Genomic DNA, 14,677 nt, shown 5'->3' with positions numbered 1-14,677 from the left:
GCAGGGCTGATCTGGCCGGCCCTCGAGAGAGCGACGAGCGGCGGTCGAAGACGCGCTAGTTCCCGACGATGTGCAACGCATGAGGCCCGGCGAACCACAACCCTGTGTCCCAACTCCGGCGAAAGACTCCAAGGATTCCCACGGACTGAGCAATGACTTCGATCCGCCACGCCTTGCTGGTGAGGTTCGGTAGCGACGAACCGGCCTGCACCAAGTGGTTGTACCAACCGTCGAGCCCAGGCAGGATCAAACACGCTCGATTCTCTCTCATGCCGTGAGGTCGAAAATCTACCCAGTTCTTCTCGTTCGGTGTCGCATCTGCGACGTGGGTGCCGGCCTCCAGATGCAGACCATGCGGGTAAGAGTGGCGACCGGCCCTCTCGCGATCGCGCATCGCCTCGCGGAGTTGACTGATGCGGGATTGCCAGAGCGGCGACAACGGTTCCGGTCGACCATTTAGGACCTCGCCCAAGTGCGTGGAGGCGTTCGGTCCCTTCGCATGAACCCACTCCACGTAGGAACCCAAAGTTCGATCGAACCCCCAGACCTCGGAGATAAGAGCGAATCGCGAGTCATCCACCGGCTGACCTTGGTCAAGCCACCATCTCAGCCCTCGGGCATGGTCTCGCCAACCGAAGGAGAACGAGAGTAGCGCCGCAAGAGAATTCCAGTATCCGAAGACGCCGGCGCTGATGGTTCTGCGGTCGTCCGGATGCCGGGGGAAGCGCTCACCTGTTCTGGGAGAGTTGAGCGCTTTGAATAACAGAGGAGTTGCCCAGCCCCAGTCGTACTTGCCTTCCAACGCTGGCGGGGGATCGCAGCGCAGCAGAGTGAAAGTTGCGCCTTCCTGGTAGCCCAGCGCGCCCATTCCGGATCTCGGTGAGCTGGCAAGTGAACTCACTCTGTTCCCGCTTCCTGGTAGGTCTGCGGCATCTGACGCCGCGAATCCGTATTGGTGCGCAGCATCCACCGACCCCTCGACTGACCGACCGGAGAGAGAGTCTGCGCTTCATCCGTTGTCTAGCTGACTTCGTTCACATATCGCTGAAGCAATTCTTTGACCACGTCAGTCAGCGTGCGATCCTCGCTCGCCGCTTTTGCCTGGGCTGCCGCATAGAGCTCGGGTGGGATCCGAAACGACTTGTGCGGTGTCTTCGGCTGGTTTGGCATTGCCCCATCGTGCCAGAATCCTGCCTCTTGCTGGGTGTACATCCACCTCCTATGATTGGTGGTATGACACCAGAGTCTTTGTTCACCCTCGTCCACATGCCCACCTACCTTGCCGATGCTTTCAGAGATCGCGCGCTTCGCGATGGACTCTGTGCCGAGGAAGCGATGATCCACCTCCTCTCGGACTGGATCAGCGACCCCGCACCGAAGCGTGACTGGGTGGACTTGCCAAAGGTCATCTACGGGGTCGAGCAGGAGATCGCAGCCACCTCCGGACATGAGGGTTTCCTGCGGACCCGCTACGGCAGCGTCAAGCTATGTCGCTGTCGAAACTGCGGTATTCGAATACCAGAGGCGATCCGGATCATGCCGTGGAAGGCGTGCTCGGAGGACTGCGCGGATCAATTGTGGATTCGTTCTCACCCCTCGGAAGTGTAGGCAGGAGCCCCGCACTGGGAAACGGCTCTACAGGCTTTCAGCCAGCTTTCGGCCAATGGCGGCACCGAGTGGGATCGGCACTGCATTACCGATCTGCCGGGCGATCGCGGACTTGGAACCCACGAATCGGTGGGTCTCAGGAAACCCTTGCAGGAGGGCGGCCTCGTAATGGGTGATCGCACGGTGCGCAGTCGGGTGGAGGTATCGACCCTTCTCCGGCTTGAAGAACTCCGTACGGATCGTCACCGAGGGCTTGTCCCAATGCAGCCTGCCCATGACGTCGCCCGAACCGGTCGTGTGCTTCACCCAGCAAGGCGCGAGCAGATCGCCCTTCAGATCGAATCGGTTGCCGCCCAGCGGGATCGCGGAAAAGCGACGCATCGACTGATCGGTGTAGTAGCGACTCCAGTGAAGATCACGTGGTGCGAAAGCTCCCGCATAGGTGCGCTTGCCGAACTCGACGCTCCGTTCGGCGATCACGTGATCCCTGTCTGGCGTGACTGGAACAAGTGAGAGGGCGTCTGAGACGGTTCGGTAGCGCTTCAGCGCCGACCCTCTCGCGGGATCGCCGTGAGTGGCCTCGGGAAATCCAGGGAAGGGCAGGTCTCGATGATGACCGATGACCACTGCCCGTTTCCGCGACTGGGCGGCTCCAAAGTCGGCGGAATTGAGGACGCGATGTTCGAACGCATAGTCCTCGAGGAACCCGCCGGGTTTCGTCGCCTCCACGAACTGCTGGAACTGATGGGACTTGGCGAACGCGGCCACGTTCTCGACGACGAAATACTTCGGAGTCACCTTCACGAGCGTCTTCGCGTACTGCTCCCACAGTGTGTTCCGCTCGTCTTCTGCATCCTGCTTGCCGAGCGTTGAGAATCCCTGGCAGGGAGGTCCACCGACAACGATGTCGATACTCGTCGGCATGTTCTGTGAGGCCAACCAGTCCTGGATTGTGCCGGCGAAGACGATGCCTTTGCCGAATGTCGCCTCGTAGGACGCGGCCGCGGATGGCTCCATTTCCACTGCGGTGACGCTCCGGAACCTCGCAGAGGCCACATGGAAACCTGCGGTCAACCCGCCAGCGCCCGCGAACAGGTCTAGAACGCGGATTGTACGGCGGGGCATGTTCTCGATTCTAGCCAGCGGGATCGGTGATGGCGGATTCGTATCCGGCGGGCCCGCAGGCTCCGATTCAACTAAGGCGACCTCTGTAGAGTTGAGCCCTAGTTGTTGCGGATCGGGGGAGCCGGTACGCGTATGGTTATGCATGCTCGGAGCAGAATGTCGAAGAAGAAGCTGATCGAGGTTGCGCTGCCTCTCGACGCAATCAATGCGCAGTCGGCGCGGGAGAAATCGATCCGCCATGGACATCCCTCGACACTGCATCTCTGGTGGGCAAGACGCCCTCTGGCGACGGCTCGTGCCGTGCTGTTCGCGCAGCTCGTGGATGATCCGTCCTCCCGGGAGGATGAGTTCCGGGATGAGGCACTCCGGCAGGACGAGACGGATGTCGCTGGCTACGTGGAGCGGCAGATCGATGCGGAACGCGAGCGGCTCTTCGACTTGATCACACGAATGGTTGACTGGGACAACCTCGGCGACGAGCGGCTCTTCGACGCGGTCCGGGCCGAGATCGACCGGTCAACAGGAGGTAAGCCGCCCGCAATCCTCGACCCCTTCGCCGGTGGTGGCACCATCCCGCTGGAGGCCCAAAGGCTCGGGCTGGAGGCGCACGCCTCCGACCTCAACCCGGTGGCCGTGCTCATCAATAAGGCGCTCATCGAGATTCCGCCCAAGTTCGCCGGTCGTGCCCCGGTGTTCCCGGATGCGGCGGCGGAGCGGAACGGCTGGCCGAAGGCGACCGGACTAGCCGAGGACGTGCGCCGGTACGGTTCCTGGATGCGCGACGAGGCGGAGAAACGCATCGGGCACCTCTACCCCAAGGCGACACTCGACGATGGCACCGAGGCGACCGTGATCGCCTGGATCTGGGCACGCACAGTCACTTGCCCGAACCCCGCCTGCGGCATCGAGATGCCGCTCGTGCGCTCATGGTGGCTCGGGAAAAAGAAGGGGAAGGAGGCCTACGTCATACCGACGGTGACGGACGGGCGCGTCGAATACTCGATCGGTCACGACCCGAGAAGGGCGCCGACGGAAGGCGCTGACGGGACAGTCGGAAGGCAAGGTGCGTCGTGTATTTCTTGCGCAACCGCTGTCCCGCTGGAATACGTTCGATCCAAGAGCCGCAGCGTCGGACTCGGTGCTCAGCTCATGGCAGTGGTTGCGGAGGGAACAAGAACCCGGGTTTACCTTCCCTCGACACCGGCCCACATCCAGGCTGCGTCTGATACTCGCCCAGTCGATGTCCCAGCTGGCGAACTCTTCGACTGGCCTGGCCGAATCAACGTAGTCCGCTACGGGCTGACAAGTTTCGCGTCGCTGTTCACGACCAGGCAGTTGACGGCGTTGACGACGTTCAGCGATCTCGTGGGCGAGGCCCGCGAGCGTATTCTCCGCGACGCACTCGACTCCGGCCTTCCCGAAGGCGATCGCCTCGAACAGGGCGGCACCGCCGCCGCGGCCTATGCCGACGCCGTCGCCACCTACCTCGGCTTGGTGACTTCCAGGTTGACCGACTATCTAGCGTCAATCACCACTTGGGCTAGCAATCCGCAAATGGAGATTCTTCGCAACGTTTTTGCTCGCCAAGCAATTCCGATGGCCTGGGATTTTGCGGAGGGAAACCCGTTCGCCAGGTCTTCCGGTGGGTTAGACATCATGATTCGCGCAGTGTCACGAGCTGTTGAGAAGGTTCCGGGTGGTGCTGCACCTACCGTCGATCAGGCCGACGCAGCAACACGTGACTACTCAAACCTCCTCGTCTCGACGGATCCGCCGTACTACGACAACATCGGTTACTCAGACCTTTCCGACTTCTTCTACGTATGGCTCCGTCGGTCTCTGAGATCGGTGCATCCCAAACTCCTGAGCACAATGCTCGTTCCCAAGGCAGAAGAACTCGTCGCCAATCCCTATCGTCATGGTGGAACGAAGGGAGCACGCGACTTCTTCGAGCACGGCTTTGAGGACGTCTTCGTTAGGGCGCGTGATTCGGCTAGCCATGATTACCCGATTGCTGTCTATTACGCGTTCAAACAGTCCGAGACAGACGACTCAGGCCAGGCTTCGACGGGATGGGAGACGATTCTCGGGAGCATGATCCGTGCTGGCTGGTCGATCACTGCCACTTGGCCCATGCGCTCCGAACGGGGAGGTCGAATGATCAGCATCGGCACTAATGCGCTCGCCTCCTCCATCGTGCTCGCCTTGCGCCCACGTTCCGAGGATGCTTCCGCGATCGATCGTCGGGGTTTCTCGGCCGAGCTGCGCTCCACGTTGCCGGAAGCGCTTCGCGCACTGCAGCAGGGGAGCGTGGCACCTGTCGATCTCGCTCAGGCTGCAATCGGGCCGGGCATGGCCGTGTACTCGAAGTACTCGGAGGTGATCGAGTCCGATGGGTCGCCGATGCCGGTGCGCGAGGCGCTGCGGCAGATCAACGCGATGCTCGACGAGGTCGTCTCAGAGCAGGAGGGCGACTTCGACGCCGACACACGGTGGTGCATCTCCTGGTTCGAAGGGCACGGTTTCACAGAGGGGCTCTATGGCGACGCGGAGACGCTCGCCAACGCGAAGAACGCCTCTGTGGAGAGCTTGCGGCGCTCTGGTGTCCTCCGCTCGAGCGGGGGCAAGGTCGCGCTCATCGCCCCGGCTGATCTTCCTGACGGGTACGACCCAATGACGGACGACAGGATCAGCCTCTGGGAGGTCGTCTTGAACCTTGCGCGCGCGTTGGACGACGAACGGGGCGGTCTCGATGCGGCCGGCCGCATCCTGAACAGAGCCGAACAGCGTGGGGTCGACACGTCAGCCGCCCATCAGCTTGCCTACCTTCTGTACTCGATCAGCGAGAAAAGGGGGTGGACTGCCTCCGGCATCCTCTTCAACGGGCTCGGTAGCTCCTGGCCCGAGGTTCGCGCTGCGGCGCGTGCCGCGGAGAGCGCGAGTGCCCCTGCGACGACGACATCGCAGCTCGACTTCGATTCCCTCGGGAAGGACTGACAGTGGCGATCAGCAATATCGATCGGGTCGGGCGAGCGCTCGATGTGCTCGCCTCGGCACTTGCGCCATTTGTCGAGGGCGTGCTTGCCCCGCACATTCCCGACGGTACGGATTGGACTGCTCTCCTCGCCGCGAAGGACGGCCGAGACGGGCGCGACTACGACCGGAACGATCCGCAGATGCAGCTCCGTGCGATCACCGAGAGGATGGGGGCGCTCGGCTTCCCCTTCGGGGAACGGCTCTCCCGAGGAGAGCAGAACCTTGCCGGCGAGATGAGGGAGGTGCGCAACGGCTGGGCGCATCGCAAGCCTTTCACCGCTGACGACACCTACCGTGCGCTCGACACGTGCGAACGTCTGTTGAGAGCTATCGGAGCACCCGCTCAGGCCGATACGGTGCGAAAGCTGAAAGCCGACGCGCAGCGCGCCGCCTACGCGGAGGAGACACGGCGCGACGTTCGAGCGGCAGCGTCGTCGATGCCGGAGCTCGCTGATTCAGACCTCGCCCCCTGGCGGGAGGTCCTCACTCCCCATCCCGACATCGCTGCCGGCAACTTCGCTCGGGCCGAGTTCGCAGCCGACCTTCATCAGGTGGCCGCTGGCGAAGGGGCTCCCGAGTACGTCGATCCCGTCAGGTTCTTCGAGCGCACCTACCTCACCGAGGGTTTGAAGACGCTGTTGTCGATGACCGCAAAGCGGATCTCCGGTGATGCCAACGCGCAGTCAGTAATCAACCTGCAGACCACCTTTGGCGGCGGCAAGACCCACTCCATGCTCGCCGCATGGCATCTCTTCAGCGGCCGGCCGCTCGCCGACTATCCGCAGGCGGTGCAGGACCTGTTGGGCAGGGATTCCTCCGCCCTGCTCGATCGTCAGGTCAAACGAGTGGCGATCGTCGGCAACGAGATCGCCCCGGGACAGCCAGTGACCAAGGCCGACGGCACTGTCGTGAACACGATCTGGGGAGAGCTGGCTTGGCAGCTGGGCGGCGCCGGGGGTTACGCATTCGTAGCCGATGCGGATCGCACCGGTACTAATCCGGGCGAAGCCCTACGTGCACTCATCGCTCGGTACTCGCCGGCGCTCATTCTTATCGACGAATGGGTCGCTTATGCTCGCGGCCTCTACGGCCGCGACGATCTGGTCGGCGGTACGTTCGACTCCCAGTTCACCTTCGCGCAGCAGCTCACTGAGGTGGTCAAGTCCGTTCCCGGCGCACTTCTACTCGTCTCGATCCCGGCCTCCGACATCCGGTTCGACGAGGAGGGGGCCAGCGGATCCGATCTCGAGATCGGAGGTGCGAACGGGAGAGCCGCGTTGCAGCGGCTCCAGCACGTCGTCACGCGCGTCGCCCACAACTGGACTCCGGCTTCCAGCGGGGAATCCTTTGAGATCGTGCGGAGAAGACTCTTCACGGAGCCTGACGCCGACGGGCGCAGGAAGATCGATGCGACGGTTCGTCGCTTCGCGGAGTACTACCGAGGGCAAACCGGCGAACTGCCGCCTGAAACTCGGCAGGTGGAGTACGAAGCCCGGCTGAGAGCCGCTTACCCGATCCATCCGGAGCTCTTCGACAGGCTATATGGTGACTGGTCCGCACTCGAACGGTTCCAGCGCACTCGCGGGGTGCTCCGCATGATGAGCGCCGTCGTCCACTCCCTCTTCGTGGCCGGTGATGACTCGCCGCTGATCATGCCCGGCTCGATGCCCCTAGACGACCCGGCCGTGCGAGACGAAGTGACCGCCTACCTCGACGACGCTTGGCGCAGCATCATCGAGACCGACATCGACGGCGAGAATGCGACCCCACTCCTCGTAGACCGCGAGCGGCCGTTGTTCGGCAGACGTGCGCTGACTCGCCGTATCGCTCGCGCATTGTTCCTCGGATCCGCGGCGACCCTCGAGAGCGGGCACAAGGGCATCGAGCGGCAGCGGATCTTCCTCGGTGTCGCCATGCCCGGCGACACGATCGGCAACTTCAGCTCCGCCCTCCAAATGCTCGGCGATCGGGCCACCTATCTCTACTCGGAGGGCAGCCGCCACTGGTACGACAGGCAACCCTCCGTGAATAGGCTCGTCGCCGACCGCGCGCAGGCACTCGACATCGAGGACGTCTACGTAAGGGCCGTCTCGCTGTTGCGCGGCACAATCGGTAGCGCTCCGGAGTTCGGTGGCTTCGTTATAGCGCCGGAGGCCACCTCCGACGTGCCGGAATCGGAGCAGGTCAGGCTCGTCGTGCTGCACCCGCGGCATACGCTCACCGGAAAGCCCCGGGAAGGTGCCGGTTGGGGATTCATCGACGAACTCGTCCGCACTCGAGGCTCCGCGGCACGCCAGAACGCGAACACCGTGATCGTTGTGGCCGCAGACGTGAATCGCTGGGCAGAGGTCGAGGAGGCACTGCGCACCCAGATGGCCTGGGCCCAGATCGCGTCCGGCGTGCGAGAGCTCGACCTCACGCAGAGCCAGGCGGAGCATGCTCGTCGCAGGGAGGCGGAGACGGCCGCTGTAGTCGATCAGCGTCTATCCTCTGCGTGGATCTGGGCTGTGCATCCAGTGCAGACAGACGGGACGCAGCCGCTTGAACCGGTGATAGTGAAAGTCGACGGTGATGAACGACGACTAGCGGTTCGCACGGGTCTGCGGCTCGGACGGGACGACGTCATCTACACGCGAACCTCTCCGCTCGCGCTCACGCTCATCTTCGACCGTTACCTGCGCAGCCGCTGGAACCGCGGCCACATCGCTGTCGGCGAGCTGTGGCAGTACCACCTGCAGTACCCGTACATGCCTCGGTTGCGGGACAAATCCGTCCTCCTCGATGCGGTCAGCTCCGTCATGACGGACGCCGGCTGGTCGCAGAAGGGCTTCGCGCTCGCAGACGAATACGACGAATCGACCGGCGACTACACCAACCTGCGGATTCCGTTCGATCACGATTCCGGTGAGGTGACCGATCGGACGCTCCTGGTGTCACCGCGCCTGGCGGGAGAACAGATCGCACGGGAGCGCGCTGCGAGCACTTCCGAGACCGAAGCCGGCAGCTCTGCGACTTCTGAAGAAAGTGGATCCTCGGATAGTTCCGCGACGGGCCACGGCAGGATCAAACCGCCCGCGCCGCTACCGCCACGGGTGCCGAACGCCCGTTTCGAGGGAGACATCGACCTGAAGCCGCGGGGGGATCTTCGAGCGCAGCTCGCGGCGATCGTCGACGAAGTACTCGTCCACCTCCAGGAGGCGGACCCTGACACCTTCGAGATCCGACTATCCATCGCGGCGGACAGATCGCAGGGCTTCGCCACCGATACCGTTCGGACGGTTTCGGAGAACGCGCGCAGTCTTGGGCTCGCCCCGGGCACCTTCTCGGAGCTCTGAGCGCGATGGACGGTATCGCCGAGGTCGGCCACAAGGACGTGCCGCCGGATCCCAGCATCGCAGATGCGGTGGGCCGGCATCACACGCTCGGGACTGCCCTCGCCGACCTCGTCGACAACAGCATCGACGCCCGCGCCGAACGCGTGCATATCCGCTTCCTCTCCGATGGCGGTGCCATGCAGGGGCTCCGCGTCATCGATGACGGAGACGGCATGGACGCATCACGGATCGACTCTGCCATGACCTTCGCTCGCCGCCGCGACTACGCGCAGGATGATCTCGGGCATTTCGGCCTCGGTCTCAAAGCAGCCTCTTTGAGCCAGGCCAACATCCTCGACGTGTTCAGCCGATCGAGTGGGGGCACTGCCGTCGGGCGTCGGATCACGGCGACAAGTCCCACACGCGTTTCGGAGCTTGATTCGAGACAGGTGACCAACATCCTGAGCGAGCGCGGTGCGTCTATCCCCGGAGGATCGTCCGCCAAGGGCACCGTCGTGGAATGGCGGGGCGTCCGCACGTTCCTGAGCTCGTCGCATGATGACGAGCGGACGGCCTGGCTCGAAACGACTGTCGAGGCGCTCCGGATGCACCTCGGTCTCGTTCTGCACCGTCTGATCGCTGCGGGCCGGGTGACGATCACCATCGACGAGTTCGATATCGGCCTCCAGGAAGCGGGGGCTTCGAGAACAGTCGACCCGATCGATCCGTTCGGCTACATCGCACCGCCGGGAGGCGGAGCCGTAGTCGATCTGCAGGGACACCTCGACGGAGAAGTGATCGGTCTCCAGGGGCACGTCTGGCCGGCCGCGCAGGCGGACGCACACTCTTTCAGGCTTGCCGGTCGCTCGGGCGAGGAACGGCAGGGGTTCTACATCTACCGGAATGATCGCTTGCTGCAGGCAGGAGGATGGAACGGGATCGTTCACGGCACCAGGGACCTGGCCTACGCGCGGATCGTGTTCGAACTCGGCGATGCAGTGGTGCGCCACGCGACGATCAATCCGGAGAAGTCGGGAGTCGAATTCGACGCCGACCTGCGCGAGGCCATCGAAGGCAGTACCGACAGGCAAGGCCGTGGGTTTCGTGACTACCTAGGTCTCGCTGAGCAGGAGGCCGCGGTATCGCGTCGCCGGACTCGCCGACCAATCACGCTGGCCGAACCCCGGAGGGGCCTCAGCCCGGAGCTGCTCGAAACGATCTCGCAGTCGGTATCTTTCTCCGACCACGGTCCCATCGAGATTCGCTGGCGCACCATGCGCGGCGGTTCTTTCACAGATGTCGACCTGGATCGCCGCACACTGTGGATGAACAGTCGGTACCGGAAGGTGCTCGGAGCCGACACCGGCGAGGCTGACGACGCTCCTTTGCTCAAGATGCTCCTCCTCTTGCTGTACTCGCGATTCTTCGAAGGGTCGATGCTGGGCGGGCGTGAGAGGGAGGAGTTGGCGGCTTGGAACGACCTGATCATGGCATCGTTAGAGGAGGAACTTGAGAGTCGGCAGGTCGAGGGAGTGGATGACGATGAGTGACGAAGCACCCAGACCGCTGTTCACGCCAGAGACGCTGGAGCGGTATTTCCGCTCCGGTGCGCCGACCGTCCATCTGCTCTCAGATGCGCCTAGCTGCCTGCTGATCATCGAACCGGAATTGAAACGTCTGCGCCTGCGCACTCCTGCGACGGACTCTCCCGCTGACGTCGGCGCCTACGACCGGCTCACATTCGACATCGTGGAGGAGCCGGGCGAGGAGTCGCTCTGGTTCGAACTGACCATCGATGCGGACGGTATGGCCTACGAAGGCTACTCGCTGATCATGTCGGTCGTGGACCAGATGGGGGCCGGCAGGCCGTTCCGTCACTCTGTGTCGGAAGCTCTCGCCGCGTATCGAGAGCTCCTCACTCGTCGACGATCGCTCAGCGACGAGCAGGAGATCGGTCTGTTCGGTGAGCTCGGAGTCTTCGCCCACCTCATCGAGGCGACGGGGGAGGAGGCCGCCACCGCGGCGTGGCTCGGGCCCCAGAATGAGGAACATGACTTCGTGCTCGACGGATGCGATCTAGAGGTCAAGACCACGCGAGGGGAGTCGCGAGTCCACGTGATCGGCAGCGCAACCCAACTGCTGCCATCTCCAGAACGACCGTTGCATCTGGTTTCGATCCAGGTGACCGCCGCAGGCGCGGCCGCGGGGGGAGAGACTCTGCCCGGGCGGGTCCGTCGAGTGCGAGGGCTGCTCTCGCGTGGCGCGCGGGTATTCGAGGAGCGACTCCGGGCAGTCGGCTGGGAAGACCTGAATGCCGACGACGTTTACACACGTGGCTATGTGCTGCGCAGCATGCCTCGCAGCTATCTTGTCGACGACGAGTTTCCGGCGGTCGTCCCCGACGGGCTCGCAAAGATCGTTCGCAGACCCGAGCTTGTCGTGGGCCTGGTCTACCGTATTGATGTCACCGGCCTGGCAGTCGGATCACCGCCCGCCGAGCTCGCGGGCTTCTGTGAAGGGAACACGTCCGATGGTTCGTGAGGACGAGTACAGCAGGGCTATCGTCTCTGCGCTAGGAGGGATGGACGTCTATGGGCCAGAGGATCTACTCGGAGATGTAGCGCACAAGCTCGCCAGAAGCGGCATACGCATCGATGAACACGAGCTCGTCGAGATCCTCACCGTCGGGGACGTCAACAGCCCGGAGCACACGGCCTTCCACCTTGCCCTGGCCCGGTGGGATGCCATACCTGACGCGGAATGGCGACAGGAGACCAAGCCGGCCACTCGGGACCGCCGCGACCTCGTCCTCCGGCTACTCGGCTTCAGCGAGGCTTCGGCAGCAATCATCGACGGCGCGCATCCCGCCTATCTCGCCGCAGATGTGAGTATCGTCGATCCGAACTGGGAGCCTTGGTATACACCAGAGCGCCAACGGGCCCATCGGTTCTACTGGCCCGCCTATGAAGGCGTTCTGCGGGACAAGCTCGATCCGAATGCGGTCGCTTCCATCGATGCCATCACGACGAACATCGTCTCCCGTCTCGCGGAGCCGACAGCAGAGGAGCCCTATCAGGCGAAGGGTCTCGTCGTCGGACACGTCCAGAGCGGAAAGACCGCCAACTTCACGGGCGTGATCGCAAAGGCCATCGATGCGGGTTATCGACTCGTCATCGTGCTGACGGGTACCGTCGAACTTCTTCGTGGGCAGACCCAGCGGCGCCTCGACATGGAGCTCGTCGGGGAGGAGAACATCCTTGGAGGCCGCGATCGCACAGACTCGAAGGCGATCGCCGACATCGACTACGTGGGCGACGGTGATCTTGACTGGTCCGAGGGCCGATTCCTGACACACGGTATCGATTTCAGCTTGGAGCCGGGGATTCCCGCGATCCGCCGACTCACCGGGAAAACGTACGACTACAAGCGGCTTGCTGCAGGTCTCGATGCGCTCGATTTTCGAAGCGGGAACGAACTGCGCAATCCCCGGCTCCCTGTCTGGCACAAGGAGAACCTGTTCGACACAGACGTGCGTATCGCGGTCGTCAAGAAGAACAAGGCCGTGCTGAGCAAACTCGTGCAGGATCTCCGCAACGTCAAGGCGAGACTCGATGAGATCCCGGTGCTGATCATCGACGACGAGGCAGACCAGGCCTCGGTCAACACCGTCAATCCGGCGAAACAGAAGTCTGCCGAGCAGATCGAGCGGACCGCCATCAATGGACTTATCGCGGAACTGCTGGGAGAGCTCAAGCGCAGTCAGTACATCGGCTACACGGCGACGCCCTTCGCGAACGTATTCGTCTCGCCGGAAGACTCAGAGGACATCTTCCCGAAGGACTTCATCATCAGCCTCACTCCGCCGCCGGCGTATATGGGAGGCCGCGAATTCCATGATCTCGATGGTGTCGCAGAGGAAGATGAAGGGAATCCCGCGGTCTCAAACGAGACGGCGTTTGTCAGAGACCTCGTCGCGGATAGCGAGGAGCGGGCTGCTGAGGAGCTTCGGGAGGCCATCGACTCATACGTGCTCACCGGGGCGATCAAGCTCTGGCGCGCGGATGCTGACCCTTCTCTTTCGTTCGCGCATCACACGATGCTGGTGCACGAATCTGTGAGGACCGCCGAGCACAAGGATCTCGCAGCAACGATCCGACGCGTATGGGCCCGCGCGGGTTACTCGTCACCGCAGGCACGGGTGAGGCTCCGTGGTCTGTACGAAAGAGACATCGTCCCCGTGACTGGCTCTCGCGACTGGCCTGCGTCGCTCCCGGCTGAATTCGATGAACTGGCACCCTACGTGGGAAAAGCTCTAGACCTCATCCTGGTGAGCGGCGATCCGGTCATCATCGTCAACGGTGACAAGGACGCGGACTATGAGCAGGTTGACTTTCAAAAGGGGAGGGTCTGGCGCATCCTCGTCGGCGGCACCAAGCTCAGCCGCGGTTTCACTGTCGAAGGCCTAACGGTGACCTATTACCGCCGTCGGGCGCAGCAGGCCGACAGCCTCATGCAGATGGGCCGTTGGTTCGGCTACCGTCACGGGTACCGTGACCTGGTCCGTCTATTCATCGCGCGGAATGCGATGGGACCACGAGGCAAGACGTTCGATTTGTACGAGGCGTTCCAGGCGATAGTGGAAGACGAAGAGGACTTCCGCGCTCAGCTTCGAACCTTCTCTGAGCTCGACGAGCAAGGTGAGCCCATGGTCCGCCCGATCGAGGTGCCGCCACTTGTGTTCCAGCAGTTGCCCTGGCTGAAGCCGACCAGTCCCAACAAAATGTATAACGCCGAACTCGACTTCGTGGGGGACGGCGGGCTACTCAAGGACTACCCTCGTCAGCCGGATCGTGGGAGGACCGGTGCAGTCAACAACGCACACTTCGCCGCGGTCAAGAATTGGCTTCCCCTACTTGGACCAGAGATGGAGTTCGAGTACAGAGATCCGGCGACGTCAAAGCGTGGATCATTCCCCGCCCGGACAGTAATCGTTCCCGCGGCAGACATGGTCGAAGCTTTGGGCCAGTTTCGCTGGATCGACGGGTTCTCATTCGCCCCGACTCTGTCGATGCTCGAACGGGCAATGCTCGAGAAGACCCTCGTCGACTGGGCCGTGGTGGTGCCGTATCTGGGCAAGACGCCGATTCTTCGCGCTGTCGACCAAAGTGAAATCCCGGTGCTTAAGCGCACGCGACGCGATGGAATTCGAGGAGGGTTCTCCGGAAGCTCCTTCCGTCAGAGGGATGCAGTCCAGCACATCGGCGGCAACCCAGAGAAACGCGGGGGCCCGAACGCCGAATCGCTCTACACTCCAACACGCGGTGCGATGCTGCTGACTTTCGCAGCAGATCCCGTCGGCGATGACCGTGACCCCAATCATCTGCCGAGCGACGTGCCCGCATCCGAAGTTGCGACGCTGTTCTCGCTTGTGTTGCCGAGACTGGCCGCTCCGCGCGGACGGATCGGCTTCCGTGTGCGCGATTGGACGCGAAAGAACCAGGCGATTGTCCCGCTAGCGGATTGAAGACAGGTGTAGCTGCATTGGTGCCTCCGCGCGCAACATGGCGCACGCGTTGATCGATACGAAGACTACG

9 protein-coding genes are annotated in these 14,677 nt (G+C 63.0%); 6 read left to right on the top strand and 3 right to left on the bottom strand.

Annotation, left to right across the window (positions count from 1 at the left end; genetic code table 11):
- Positions 1-55: 55 nt before the first annotated feature.
- Both ACN4JJ_RS14995 and ACN4JJ_RS14990 read right to left on the bottom strand, forming a co-directional pair.
- Positions 56-868, bottom strand: a complete 813-nt coding sequence (locus ACN4JJ_RS14995; protein WP_440710686.1) for a hypothetical protein — start codon at positions 866-868, stop codon at positions 56-58.
- 152 nt (positions 869-1,020) lie between these two features.
- Entirely contained in the window at positions 1,021-1,212 is a 192-nt protein-coding gene (locus tag ACN4JJ_RS14990; RefSeq protein ID WP_440710685.1) for a hypothetical protein, read from the bottom strand.
- A 21-nt stretch (positions 1,213-1,233) separates the two neighbouring features.
- Here ACN4JJ_RS14990 and ACN4JJ_RS14985 point away from each other — a divergent pair, with 21 nt between their 5' ends.
- Complete coding sequence (locus tag ACN4JJ_RS14985; RefSeq protein WP_440710684.1) at positions 1,234-1,608, top strand: hypothetical protein; 375 nt, start codon at positions 1,234-1,236, stop codon at positions 1,606-1,608.
- A 27-nt stretch (positions 1,609-1,635) separates the two neighbouring features.
- Here ACN4JJ_RS14985 and ACN4JJ_RS14980 read toward each other — a convergent pair whose 3' ends face one another.
- Positions 1,636-2,733: a DNA cytosine methyltransferase gene (locus ACN4JJ_RS14980; RefSeq protein WP_440710683.1), complete on the bottom strand. Its 1,098-nt coding sequence runs from the start codon at positions 2,731-2,733 to the stop codon at positions 1,636-1,638.
- A 156-nt stretch (positions 2,734-2,889) separates the two neighbouring features.
- Between ACN4JJ_RS14980 and ACN4JJ_RS14975 the strand changes: the two genes are divergently transcribed.
- Genes ACN4JJ_RS14975 through ACN4JJ_RS14955 form a run of 5 tightly spaced genes read left to right on the top strand, consistent with a single transcriptional unit; the run spans position 2,890 to position 14,607 of the window.
- Positions 2,890-5,730: a DUF1156 domain-containing protein gene (locus ACN4JJ_RS14975; protein ID WP_440710682.1), complete on the top strand. Its 2,841-nt coding sequence runs from the start codon at positions 2,890-2,892 to the stop codon at positions 5,728-5,730.
- Between the two features lie 2 nt (positions 5,731-5,732).
- Positions 5,733-9,104, top strand: a complete 3,372-nt coding sequence (locus ACN4JJ_RS14970) for a Swt1 family HEPN domain-containing protein (RefSeq protein ID WP_440710681.1) — start codon at positions 5,733-5,735, stop codon at positions 9,102-9,104.
- A gap of 5 nt (positions 9,105-9,109) precedes the next feature.
- Positions 9,110-10,633 (top strand): ATP-binding protein, encoded by a 1,524-nt coding sequence (locus tag ACN4JJ_RS14965; RefSeq protein WP_440710680.1) that lies wholly within the window; start codon positions 9,110-9,112, stop codon positions 10,631-10,633.
- A complete protein-coding gene (locus ACN4JJ_RS14960; RefSeq protein WP_440710679.1) occupies positions 10,626-11,624 on the top strand; it encodes a PD-(D/E)XK motif protein in 999 nt (332 codons plus the stop codon). Before ACN4JJ_RS14965 ends, ACN4JJ_RS14960 begins: the two co-directional genes overlap by 8 nt.
- Positions 11,614-14,607 (top strand): Z1 domain-containing protein, encoded by a 2,994-nt coding sequence (locus tag ACN4JJ_RS14955; RefSeq protein WP_440710678.1) that lies wholly within the window; start codon positions 11,614-11,616, stop codon positions 14,605-14,607. The genes ACN4JJ_RS14960 and ACN4JJ_RS14955 overlap by 11 nt, the downstream gene beginning before the upstream one ends.
- The last annotated feature ends 70 nt before the right edge of the window (positions 14,608-14,677 follow it).

Source organism: Herbiconiux dendrobii (assembly GCF_052048175.1).
Taxonomy (GTDB): domain Bacteria; phylum Actinomycetota; class Actinomycetes; order Actinomycetales; family Microbacteriaceae; genus Herbiconiux.
The sequence above is the reverse complement of the archived record's forward strand: the minus strand, read 5'-3'. Positions and strand labels throughout refer to the sequence as shown.